This is a genomic window from Streptomyces sp. NPDC052225, from assembly GCF_040679615.1.
Lineage (GTDB): Bacteria > Actinomycetota > Actinomycetes > Streptomycetales > Streptomycetaceae > Streptomyces.
On the sequence record NZ_JBFAVD010000022.1, the window covers coordinates 130,742 to 142,336 of the forward strand.

The 11,595-nt window shown below is 73.7% G+C and carries 10 protein-coding genes; 5 read left to right on the forward strand and 5 right to left on the reverse strand.

Annotated features, from left to right (window positions below):
* Positions 1-1,632 carry an L-glutamate gamma-semialdehyde dehydrogenase gene (pruA, locus tag AB0L37_RS28200; RefSeq protein ID WP_365511277.1) on the forward strand — a complete coding sequence of 544 codons (1,632 nt, stop codon included), beginning with the start codon at positions 1-3 and terminating at the stop codon, positions 1,630-1,632.
* Positions 1,633-1,721: 89 nt separating this feature from the next.
* On the opposite strand, the gene AB0L37_RS28205 is transcribed toward pruA, so the two are convergent.
* Positions 1,722-2,576: an alpha/beta fold hydrolase gene (locus AB0L37_RS28205; protein ID WP_365511204.1), complete on the reverse strand. Its 855-nt coding sequence runs from the start codon at positions 2,574-2,576 to the stop codon at positions 1,722-1,724.
* 222 nt (positions 2,577-2,798) lie between these two features.
* On the opposite strand from AB0L37_RS28205, the gene AB0L37_RS28210 reads away from it, so the two are divergent.
* The 3 genes from AB0L37_RS28210 to AB0L37_RS28220 all read left to right on the forward strand — a co-directional run bounded on the left by AB0L37_RS28210 (position 2,799) and on the right by AB0L37_RS28220 (position 6,818).
* Complete coding sequence (locus tag AB0L37_RS28210) at positions 2,799-3,602, forward strand: glucose 1-dehydrogenase (RefSeq protein ID WP_365511206.1); 804 nt, start codon at positions 2,799-2,801, stop codon at positions 3,600-3,602.
* 227 nt (positions 3,603-3,829) lie between these two features.
* Complete coding sequence (locus AB0L37_RS28215) at positions 3,830-4,711, forward strand: PP2C family protein-serine/threonine phosphatase (RefSeq protein WP_365511209.1); 882 nt, start codon at positions 3,830-3,832, stop codon at positions 4,709-4,711.
* Positions 4,712-4,760: 49 nt separating this feature from the next.
* Positions 4,761-6,818 (forward strand): NB-ARC domain-containing protein, encoded by a 2,058-nt coding sequence (locus AB0L37_RS28220; protein WP_365511212.1) that lies wholly within the window; start codon positions 4,761-4,763, stop codon positions 6,816-6,818.
* A gap of 12 nt (positions 6,819-6,830) precedes the next feature.
* On the opposite strand, the gene AB0L37_RS28225 is transcribed toward AB0L37_RS28220, so the two are convergent.
* From AB0L37_RS28225 to AB0L37_RS28240, 4 genes are all read right to left on the reverse strand, one after another.
* On the reverse strand, positions 6,831-7,772 hold the full coding sequence (locus tag AB0L37_RS28225) for an NADP-dependent oxidoreductase (RefSeq protein WP_365511215.1): 942 nt from the start codon (positions 7,770-7,772) through the stop codon (positions 6,831-6,833).
* Positions 7,773-7,889: 117 nt separating this feature from the next.
* Complete coding sequence (locus tag AB0L37_RS28230) at positions 7,890-9,041, reverse strand: lysophospholipid acyltransferase family protein (RefSeq protein ID WP_365511279.1); 1,152 nt, start codon at positions 9,039-9,041, stop codon at positions 7,890-7,892.
* 218 nt (positions 9,042-9,259) lie between these two features.
* Positions 9,260-10,132: a phosphatidate cytidylyltransferase gene (locus AB0L37_RS28235; RefSeq protein WP_365511218.1), complete on the reverse strand. Its 873-nt coding sequence runs from the start codon at positions 10,130-10,132 to the stop codon at positions 9,260-9,262.
* Positions 10,129-10,704, reverse strand: a complete 576-nt coding sequence (locus tag AB0L37_RS28240; protein WP_365511221.1) for a CDP-alcohol phosphatidyltransferase family protein — start codon at positions 10,702-10,704, stop codon at positions 10,129-10,131. Before AB0L37_RS28240 ends, AB0L37_RS28235 begins: the two co-directional genes overlap by 4 nt.
* Positions 10,705-10,780: 76 nt before the next feature.
* Between AB0L37_RS28240 and AB0L37_RS28245 the strand changes: the two genes are divergently transcribed.
* Complete coding sequence (locus AB0L37_RS28245) at positions 10,781-11,320, forward strand: GNAT family N-acetyltransferase (protein WP_365511224.1); 540 nt, start codon at positions 10,781-10,783, stop codon at positions 11,318-11,320.
* Positions 11,321-11,595: the final 275 nt, after the last annotated feature.

Here is an 11,595-nt window from a genome sequence, read left to right on the forward strand (position 1 = left end):
CTGGACGCCGTGACCCAGGTCCCCGCCCCGGTCAACGAGCCGGTGCACGGCTACGCCCCCGGTTCGCCGGAGCGCGCCCGCCTGGAGGCCAAGCTCAAGGAGCTGGCCGAGAACCCGATCGAGCTGCCCTGCACCATCGGCGGTGTGCGTCGGATGGGTGGCGGCGAGCGCTTCGACGTCGTGCAGCCGCACAACCACAAGGCCGTCATCGGTACGTACGCCAATGCCACCGAGCAGGACGCCCAGGACGCGGTCGACGCCGCCCTGGCCGCCGCCCCGGCCTGGCGCGCGATGTCGTTCGACGACCGCGCCGCGATCATCCTGCGCGCCGCCGAGCTGCTCTCCACGACGTGGCGCGAGACGCTGGCCGCCTCCACCATGCTCGGCCAGTCGAAGACCGCCCAGCAGGCCGAGATCGACACCCCGTGCGAGCTCGTCGACTTCTGGCGCTTCAACGTCCACTACGCCCGCAACCTGCTCGCCGAGCAGCCGCCGGCCAACTCCACCGGCGTGTGGAACCGCATGGACCACCGCCCGCTCGAGGGCTTCGTCTACGCGATCACGCCGTTCAACTTCACGGCCATCGCGGGCAACCTCCCCACCGCGCCCGCCCTCATGGGCAACGTCGTCGTGTGGAAGCCGTCGCCGACGCAGACGCACGCCGCCGTGCTGCTCATGCAGCTCCTGGAAGAGGCCGGTCTGCCCAAGGGCGTCATCAACCTGGTGACGGGTGACGGCCTCGCCGTCTCGGAGGTCGCCCTCAACCACCGCGACCTCGCCGGCATCCACTTCACCGGTTCGACCAAGACCTTCCAGCACCTGTGGAAGACCGTCGGTACGAACATCGAGAAGTACCGCACCTACCCGCGTCTCGTCGGCGAGACCGGCGGCAAGGACTTCGTCGTCGCCCACCCGAGCGCCGACCGCGCCGTCCTCAAGACGGCCCTGACCCGCGGTTCCTTCGAGTTCCAGGGCCAGAAGTGCTCCGCGTCCTCGCGTGCGTACATCCCGGCCTCCATCTGGAACGACGGGTTCAAGGAGGAGTTCGCGGCCGAGGTCGACGGCATCACCATGGGTGACGTCACCGACCTGTCGAACTTCATCGGCGCCGTCATCGACGAGCGCTCCTTCGCGAAGAACAAGGCCGCGATCGACCGTGCGAAGTCGGACGACTCCTGCACGATCGTCGCCGGCGGCACGTACGACGACTCGACCGGCTACTTCGTGCGCCCGACGGTCATCGAGTGCACCGACCCGGCCAACGAGGTCTTCACGACCGAGTACTTCGGCCCGATCCTCGCCGTGCACGTCTACGAGGACGACCAGTACGACGCCATGCTGGAGCAGATGGAGTCGGTCTCCGACTACGCGCTGACCGGCTCGGTCATCTCCAACGACCGTGCCGCCGCCGCCCACACGATGGAGAAGCTGCGCTACGCCGCGGGCAACTTCTACATCAACGACAAGTCGACCGGTGCCGTCGTCGGGCAGCAGCCCTTCGGTGGCGGTCGCGCCTCCGGTACGAACGACAAGGCCGGTGCTCCGCAGAACCTGATGCGCTGGACGCTGACCCGCGCCATCAAGGAGACGCTGGTCCCGCCGACCGACTACACGTACCCGCACATGGGCTGACGCCCCCCTGGATCCCGCCCCCGGCCTGGGCCCCACCCCGGCCGGGGGCGGTGTCGTGCTCTCCGGGGCCCCGGCCGTCCGGGGCCCGGCTAGATGTGCCGCTGGAGGAAGTCGTCCATCAGCGCCGCTATCTGCTCCGCGTGCGTCTCCAGCGCGAAGTGGCCGGTGGGCAGCAGGTGGACCTCCGCCTCCGGCAGGTCCCGCAGGAACGCCGTCGCCCCCGCCCGGACGAACACCTCGTCGTGCGCGCCCCACACCGCGAGCAGCGGCACCTGTGACGCGCGGAAGTAGGCGTGGAACGCGGGATACAGCTCGATGTTGCTGCCGTAGTCGCCCATCAGCGCGAGCTGGATCGCGTCCTGCCCCTCGCGCGCCATGTCCGCCGCGTCCTGTTCCCAGGCCGCCGGGTCGAGCCGGTCGCGGTAGGCGTCCGGTACCCCGTTCTCGTACTGCCACCTGATGCCCTCGAGGGAGCGGATCTCACGGACCGGGCCGGCGGTCTTCTCGCCCGGGTCCGCGAGGTACGCGAGCACCGGCGCCCAGGCCTCGGCGCCGAGCCCCTCCTCGTAGGCGTTGCCGTTCTGCGTGACGATCGCCGTGACGCGCTCCGGGTGGGCGAGCGCGAGGCGCAGCCCGATCGGGGCGCCGTAGTCCTGGACGTAGACCGCGAACCGGTCGAGGCCCACCGCGGTCGTGAACTCGGCGGTCAGCTCGGCCAGTTCGGCGAAGGTGTACGGGAACGAGGACGCGTCCGGCGTCGCCGAGCGGCCGAAGCCCAGGTGGTCGGGGGCGACGACGCGGTACCGCCCGGCGAGGCGCGGGATCAGGTCGCGGAACATCCGGGAGCTGGTCGGGAAGCCGTGCAGGAGCAGCAGGGCGGGGGCGTCGGCGGGGCCGGCCTCCACGTAGTGGATCTCGTGGCCGCGGACGGTGACAGTCGCCATGATGCCTAACCCCTCAAGTTCGTTAAGACAGTTATGTCGTGACGGGTGAAGTAGAGCGCGCGCGGGGCTAACCTGTCAAGTGTCTTTTACTGGTTAGGGACGTCAGTCGCCTTACCAACTTCCGTCCCGTTCGGGGGAGTTGTTGCGCAACAGGGTGGGCGCGGAGGGCGAAGTCCCTAGCCTGGGCCCCTTCCGCAGGATGTGGCGCGAAGGGGGACACCCATGGACGTGTATGACCTGACAGGGCGCACCGCGCTGGTGACAGGAGGCGCGCAGGGGCTCGGGGCGGCGATGGCCGAGGCGCTCGTGCGCGCGGGCGCCGCCGTCGTCGTCGGCGACGTCGACGAGGAGGCGGGCCGTGCGGAGGTCGAGGCGCTGCGCAAGCGGGGCGGCACGGCAGGGTTCGTGCCGCTCGACGTCACCGACGACGCGAGCTGGGAGTCCGCGGTCGCCGCGGCCGTGGCCGAACTCGGCGGCCTGGACGTCGTCGTCAACAACGCCGGGATCGAGATCTCCGGCCTGGTCGTCGACCTCGACCCGGGTGAGGTCCGCCGGATGCTGGACGTCAACGTCCTCGGCGTCGCGCTCGGCCTCAAGCATGCCTTCCGCGCGATGCGCCCCGGCGGCGCGGCAGGCCGGGGCGGCGCCGTCGTCAACATCTCGTCGGTGGCCGCCACCATCCCGTTCCCCGGCATCGCCGGGTACGCCGCCACCAAGTCCGCGGTCGACCGGCTGACCCGGGTCGCCGCCCTGGAGTCCGGCAAGCTCGGCTACGGGGTGCGGGTCAACTGCCTCTACCCGGGCCTGGTCCCGACGCGGATGGGGGCCGGGCTCGCCCAGGACATGGAGACCCTCGGCCTGTGGCCGAGCGCACAGGCCGCCGTCCAGGACGTCGTCGCGCGGACCCCGCTCGGGCGGCTCGGTGACGCCACCGACATGGCCGACGCCGTGGTCTTCCTCGCCTCCGACGCCGCCCGCTTCATCACCGGCGCGGGCCTCCCGGTCGACGGCGGCATGGGGATGTGACGCAATAGCGGAGCGCATATTCGGGCGCGTGCCTTTTCCTTCTCGTCATGCGTCTCGAATATGCCGTACTCCCTGTGGGGCGCCGGGTTGTGTCCTAAAATCCGGAGGCACGCCATCGTCGACAGGCTGGCGCAGAGATGATGATTCCGGCGGAAAGCATGTGGTTCTCTTCGGGAGGGGCGGTCTCCGCCGTTCCTTCGCGCTTCCCCGGAATGTCCATGGAACTCATGAACGGTGGCGCAGGCGTTCCCTTCTGCGCTTTCCTGATGCTGGTGATCGGCGGCTGTGTCGTCGGGCTCCACCGGCAGACGAGGACGGTCGGCGCGCTGCGGGCGGTGACGCGGACCCTCCAGGACGGCATCCTGCGCCCGCTGCCGAGCCACGTCGGCGGACTGCGCACCGAGGTGCGCTATCTGGCGGCGCAGCCCGAGGCCGGCATCGGCGGGGACATCTACGACGTCAGCAGCACCCCGTACGGCGTGCGCATCCTGATCGGCGACGTCATGGGCAGCGGGATGCCCGCCGTCGGCACGGCCCTCGACACGGTCGGCGCCTTCCGTGAACTGGCCCAGTGCGAGGCCCGGTTGACCATGGTGGCGCAGCGCCTGGACGCGATGCTGGCCCGCCGCGCCGACCGGGAGGACTTCGTCACGGCGCTGCTGATCGGCACGGCCGCCGACGAGGGGCACGCCGAGCTGGTCTGCTGCGGGCACCCGCCGCCCCTGCTGATCCGCGGGCGCCGCGCCACCTTCGTGGACGCCCTGCCGCCGGCGCCGCCCCTCGGCCTGTTCGGGTTGCAGGACGAGTGGTGCCGGGGGAGCACGGTGTCGCTCGTCGCGGGGGACCGGCTGCTCCTGTACACCGACGGCGTCACCGAGGCGCGCGACGGCTGCGGCGCTTTCTATCCGCTCGCCGACCGGGTGACGGCCCTTTACGACAAGGACCCCGGGATTTTCCTCGACGGTATCTCCGCCGATCTGGTGCGGCACACAAAAGGAAGAATAAAAGACGATGCCGCTCTCCTGCTGGTCGATTACGGAGATGTCCGAACCGGCGATGCGCAAATTCGGTCTCCCCGGCCGGACGTGATCCGCAGCCCCGACAATTGACAGCGGCGTCCCGATCGCCCCGATCGACCCGATCGAAAGGCTCGTCACCGTGGCCGACCAGCTGCCCGTGCACCCCACTCCTTTCATCGGGCGGCGCGATGAACTCGCCGCGCTGCGGCACCTGTGCGCACGCTCCCGGCTCGTCACCGTGACCGGCCTCGGCGGCATCGGCAAGACCCGCATCGCCCTGCACGCGGCGGCCGCCGTCGCGGACGGCTTCGACGACGGCGTCCACCTCGTCGAACTGCACGGGCTCCAGGACGCCGACCTGCTCGTCCAGGCCGTCGCCACGTCCGTGCACGTCACCGACCACACCACCCGCCCCCAGCACGAGGTGCTCGCCGACCACCTCGCCGACCGGCGGGTCCTGCTCGTCCTCGACACCTGCGAGCACCTCGTCGAGGCGTGCGCACGGCTCGCCGGGCGCCTCCTGGCCGCAGCCCCCGGCCTGCACATCCTCGCCACCAGCAGGCAGCCCCTCGGCGTGCGCGGCGAGAAGATCCTCACCGTCGCGCCGATGTCCGTGCACGAGGACGCGGTCCAGCTCTTCGCGCAGCGCGCCCGCGCGGCCGACCCGGGCTTCGAGCTCACCGCGCGCACCCGGCCCACGGCGGAGCGGATCTGCGCCCGCCTCGACGGCATCCCCCTCGCCATCGAACTCGCCGCGGGACGGCTGCGCGGCGAGCGCCCCGAGGAACTCCTCGCCCTCCTCGACGACCGCTTCCAGCTCGCCGCCGCCGAACCGCGGCACAGCAGCAGGCACACCAGCAGGCACAGCACCCTGCGCACCACCATCGGCTGGAGCCACGAACTCTGCCCGCCCGCCGAGCGGTTGCTGTGGGCCCGGCTCTCCGTCTTCGCGGGCAGCTTCCACGTACAGGCCGCCGAGGAGGTCTGCGCCGACGACGCCCTGGACCGGGCCGACGTCCCCCGGCTGCTCACGGCGCTCGCCGACAAGTCCCTCCTCGTACGCGAACACGGCCCCGACGGCGAGCAGTTCAGGCAGCTCGACACCGTCCGCGCCTACGGAGCCGAATGGCTGCGCAGGCTCGGCGACGAGCACGCCGCGCGCGTACGCCACCTCGCCTGGTGCCAGACGTTCGCGGAGCGCGGCGAGGCCGCCTGGTTCGGTCCCGGGCAGGCAGCCGTCTTCCGCGCCACCAGGAGCGCGCACGCCCAGCTCGTCGCCGCCCTCGACTTCGCCCTGTCGACCCCCGGGCAGGAGCGGGCCGGCGCCCGGCTCGCCGGGACGCTCTGGTTCTACTGGGTCGGCTGCGGCCTGCTCGGCGACGGACGCTTCTGGCTCGACCGCGCGCTCACCGTCACCTCAGGGCTCCACCGCGACCGGCTCAAGGCCCTGTGGGTCAACGGCTACGTCGCCATCCTCCAGGGCGACGCCCGGGCCGCGGAGTCGCTGCTCACGCGGTGCAGGGCAGGGGCGCTGCGCGGCGACGACGACACCGCGTACGCGTACGCCACCCACCGCATGGGCTGCGCCGCCCTCATGCGCGACGAACACGCCACGGCGGAGCGGCACTTCAGGGCCTCCCTGGCCAGCTACGCCGCCCTCGGCGAACTCGACAGCAACGTCATGATGGCCCGGATCGAACTGGCCATGGCGCTCGCGTTCCAGGGCGACCTCACGGCGGCCGTCGCCCTGTGCGAAGAGGCCCGCGCCACCTGCGAGACGCATGGCGAGCGCTGGGCCAAGGCCTACGCCCTCTACGTCCTCGCCTTCGCCGCCTGGGCCGGCGACCGCGGCGAGGAGGCGGCCCGCCTCGCCCGGGAGTGCCTGGTGATCAACTACGAGTTCCGCGACCTCGTCGGGACCGTGCTGCCCGTCGAGGTCATCGCCCTGCTGTGGGCGTCGCGCGGCGACCACGAACAGGCCGCCGCGCTGCACGGCGCGGCGCGGCGGATCTGGGACCGGGTCGGCCTGCCCCTGTTCGGCTCCGTGTACTTCAACGCTCCGCACGACACGGCCGTCGTCCTCGCCCGCGAAGGTCTCGGCGACCAGGGCTACGCGGCGGCGTTCGAGCGCGGCAGTGGCCTCGGCCTGGACGAGACGGTCGCCCTCGCCCTGGGCCTGACCGTCGTCGCGGGGTGAGCGCCGGCCGTCTCAGTCGGCGGCCACGGTCAGGACGATCTTGCCCTGGGTGCGGCCCGCCGCTCCCATCTCGTGCGCCTTCGCCACCTCCTCCAGGGGCAGCAGCGCCGCGACCTGCGGGCGGATCCGGCCCGCCGCCAGCAGAGCGGACACCTTGCGCAGCGTGCCGCCCGACGGCTGCACCGCCACCGGCGCGAACCGCACGCCCCGCGCCTCCGCGTCCTCCGGAGTGACGCCCGGGTCGGCGAGGGCCGCCGAGACCAGCAGGCCGCCGGGGCGCAGCGTGGCCAGGGTGCGCGGCCCGTAGTCGCCGCCGACCAGGTCGAAGGCCACGTCGACATCCCGTACCGCCCGGGCGAAATCGGTCGTCGTGTAGTCGACCGGCTCGTCGACGCCCAGGTCGCGCAGGAAGTCGTGCTTGTCGGCGCGGGCCGTCCCGATGACGTACGCGCCCTCGGCCTTGGCGATCTGGACGGCGATGTGGCCGACGCCGCCCGCCGCCGCGTGCACCAACACCCGCCGCCCGGGGCCGATCTGCGCCGTCTCGACCAGCGCCTGCCAGGAGGTGAGCGCCGCCGCCGGGACCGCCGCCGCGTGCGCGTGGTCCACGGAGGCCGGCTTCGGCGCCAGGTGCTCGGTGCGGATGACCACGTACTCGGCGTAGCCGCCGCCCCGGATCATGCCGAACACCTCGTCGCCGGGACGGAACTCGGTGACGTCCTGACCGGCCGCCTCGACGACCCCGGAGACGTCCCAGCCGAGCGTGAACGGCGGATCGCCGAAGAGCGGCGCCGCGCCCGAACGCGCCAGCCAGTCCACCGGGTTGACCCCCACGGCGTGCACCCGTACGAGCACCTCGCCCTCGCGCGGCTCGGGCCGCTCCACGGTCGCCACTTCGAGCACCTCGGGGCCGCCGAGGCGGCGCTGGCTGATGACGCGCATGGTGGAGCTCATGATGGGTCTCCCTCGCCGGCCGGTCGGTTCGGGTTCCATCGTGCGGGGTCCGCGGCTGACGTCAACTCCCCCTGGGGGAAGGGGAGTCGGGTGGTACGGGCGGGGCGACCGTGACGACTACGACCAGCCCGCCACGATCAGCGAGAGGCCCACCGCGAACCCCGTTCCGAGCAGCGCCAGATACGTGCCGTAGCGGCGCCGCATCCGGTGCGCGAGGAACCCGAACGCGCCGAAGGCGAGCCCGACCGCGAGGGTGCGGGTGCCGCGGGCGCGGACGGCCGCGGCGAGGAAGTCGCCGGCGGGGACGTCCGCACGGCCGGCCTCATGGGCGTAGACCTTGAAGGGGATGCCGTTCCACGGCTGGTGGCGGACGGCGGCCGCGCCCTCGGCGGACAGTTCGTGCCGCACCTCGGCGCGCATCCGGTCGGTGGTGAGCGGGGCGGGCAACTGGACGCCGGACGCGGCGAGTTGGAGGGCGAGCAGGCCGCCCGCCATGCTGCCCGCGAGCGCGGCGAGGGAGAGTTTCAGGGAGCGGCGCGGGAGTGCCACGCACGCGACCGCGAGCAGCAGTTCGGGCATCAGCGGCCAGCTGAGCGCCTCCGCGCCCGCCCACGCGAAGGCGAGCGGCGGCCCGAACGGGGAACCGACGACGCGCGCGATCCGCTTGCGCACCCGCGAGTCCGCGAGCGGTTCGGCGACCGTACGGTCGTGGAGCGCGGCCACCGCGGCACGCGCCTGGTCCGGGGTCGCCGACGCGGGCAGCGGATCGCCGATGCGGACGCGGACCAGCGAAGGACGGAGCCGGCCGTGCTTGGGCAGCAGCCGGTCCGTGCCCGCGATGCCGACCGGCACGACGGGCACGCCCGCGGCCTCCGCGAGCACCAGCGCGCCCCGGTGGAACGTGCCGAGCGCGCCGTCGCGCCCCCGCGTCCCCTCCGGGAACAGCACGACCGCGCCACCCGCCCGCAGGGACGGCACATGCGCGAGCAGATCGTCCGTCCCGCCGCCGGACCGCCGCACCGGGAACCCGGCGGCGAGACGGCGGCAGATCCGCGCCCGGTACGGAGACGCGAACCAGTAGTCGGCGGCCGCGCCGATCGCCGGACCGTGCCGCGCGTCGAGCGCGGCGAGCAGGGCGGCGGTGTCGGCGTGCGAGGAGTGATTGGCGACCACCACACAGCCCCCGCGCGGCAGGCGGCCCCGCGTCTCGACACCACCGGTGAGGGTCAGGGCGGTACGCCACAGGACGCGGCGGAGCCGGGCGGACACGGTGGTCCGCGCCGAGCGGGCGCCGACGGACGTGGGTGCCGGTGCCGGTGCGGGTGCGTGGGGGAGCCGCGGGGTCGCCGGTTCGCTGTCGCCACAGCCGTCGGCGTCGCCACAGCCGTCGCTGTGGTCGAGGCCCGGCAGGGCAGGGGCGTGTGCGGGGTCTCGGTGGTCGCCGCACCGCTGGTGATCGGGGCCCGGCGAGCCGGGGCGTCGCCTCGTCACAACCCCACCCCCGCCGCCATCACCAGGAGCAGCGCCACCAGCAGCGAGTCGATGCGGTCCAGGAGGCCGCCGAACCCCGGCAGCCAGGTTCCCGCGTCCTTCACGCCCGCCTCCCGCTTCACCATCGACTCCACCAGGTCACCGAGGACCGCCCCCGTCAGGACCGCCGCCCACAGGGCGACGCCGAAGGCGCCGACCGACGCGAGCGCGGCGGCCGTCGCGACGGCGGCGCCCGCGACGCCCGCCCACGTCTTGTTCGGGGAGAGCGGCGACAGCGGGCGGGAGAGCGGCCCGCTGCGGCCCAGCGCGGTCCCGCCGCACCACGCCCCGACGTCCCCGAAGGCCACCGCGACGCCCACGGCGAGCGCCGTGCCCGCGTCCAGGGCGACCAGGCCGGCGAGCGCCACCGGGATCCAGACGAGCCCGAACAGCGTCCGGCACGCCCGCGTGAAGCCGCCCGCCGCGTCCCCGGCGACGACGGCCACGAGCACCGCCGCCCCCAGCAGCGCCCCCGCCGCCCGCACCGCGTCCACACCCGGCGCCGCCCAGGCGAGACCCGGCACCGCGACGGCCGCCACGGTCAGCACGACCCGCTCCCCGCGCCCCAGCCCCGCCATCCGCGCGTACTCGCCCACCGCGACGACCCCGAGCCCTGCCGCGAGCGCGAACGTCCCGGCGCGGCCGAGGAAGAACGCGCCGAGGAACACCGGCGCGGCCAGCGCCCAGCTCCGCCACCGGCGGCGCAACTCGGCCCGCATCCGTACCCGCGCGGGCAGCGCCGCCACGGCCACGCCGCCGGCGCCGAGCACCCCGCCCACCACGGGCACCGCCCGCGCGACCGCCTCCGTGGCGACGAACATCGTGCTCATCGCCCCAACTCCCGCCAGATCCAGTGGAGTCGGACCCCGGCGGTGACCACGGAGCCCACCGCCACGACCCCGAGCACCGGCGCGTACCACCCCGACGCGGCGGCGATCACGGCCAGCAGACACCGCTCGGTCTTGCCGAGCGGGCCGCCGTTGCGGCGCGGGGCGCCCGCCGCCGCGCCCGCGAGCGCGAGCCAGGAGGGCAGCGTCGCCGCGAGCGCCGCCGTCGCCACCAGCCACAGCGGGGCCACGGCCAGGAACCCGGCGAGCATCGCCAAGTCGGCCGCCCGGTCGCCGAGTTCGTTGAGGACGGCGCCGCGCCGGGTGGTGCGCCCCGTGTCACGGGCCAGCGCGCCGTCCAGGTTGGCGAAGCCGAGCCGCGCCGCGAGCAGCACCGCCACCGGCAGCGCGGCGAGCGGCGCGGGCAGGAACGCGAGGGCCGCGCCCGCCGCCGCGCCGCACGCCACCCCCGCCCAGGTCAGCGTGTCCGGCGAGACGCCACGCGCCGCGCACCCGGCGCGGAGGCCGGCGAGGCGGTCCGCGTACCAGGGCTTCAGGGAGTAGAGGCCGTTCATGCCCCCGACTCTGCTCCCGCGACGCCGGGCGCGAATCGGGGCGCGTACTCAAGTAGGCCGTGAGTACCGTGGCCCGGTGACCACGTTGCGCACCGCTCACACCGCCGACCTCACCCGCGCCGAACTCGCCGCCGCCCGCGCCCTGTTGGACGACGCCTTCGACGGCGACTTCTCCGACGCGGACTGGGCGCACACCCTCGGCGGCGTCCACGCCCTCGTCCACGACGGCGCCGGGGACCTCCTCGCGCACGGCTCTGTGGCCCAGCGCCACGCCGTCCACCGCGGCCGTACCCTGCGCGTCGGCTACGTGGAGGCCGTCGCGGTCCGCGCCGACGCGCGCCGCACCGGGCTCGGCGGGCAGGTGATGGGCGCCCTGGAGCGGGTGATCGGGGCGGCGTACGACCTCGGCGCGCTCTCCGCGTCCGCCGACGGGGCGAAGCTGTACGCGGCCCGGGGCTGGGTCCGGTGGGCCGGCCCGTTCGCCGCGTACGGCCCGAGCGGCACCGTTCGGCTCCCCGGCGAGGAGGCCCCGTTCCTCTTCCCGGTCGAGGCGGCCCACGCCCTGGACCCGGCGCTGCCCCTGCTCTTCGACTGGCGGGACGGCGACATCCTCTAGGCCCGCCGGGCCCCCGCCGTACCCGCTGACGGGGCCGATGAAGTGAGTCCCGTCTCAGATAGTAGGAAGTCCGAGTAATTGTGGAGACAGAAGCAGAGTCCTGTCCTAGCTTTGTAGAAGCCGAACGTCTCGCCCGATCCGGCGAATGGCGGCCGTGAGCTGAGCACCGCGCAGGCAACCCCTGCGGCTCTCGCTCCCCGCCTCTTCCGGCGCCTCGAAATCCCGCACAGACGCGCGCAGTTGCGCGCGTCCTCATGTGATCCGTGATCTCAAGG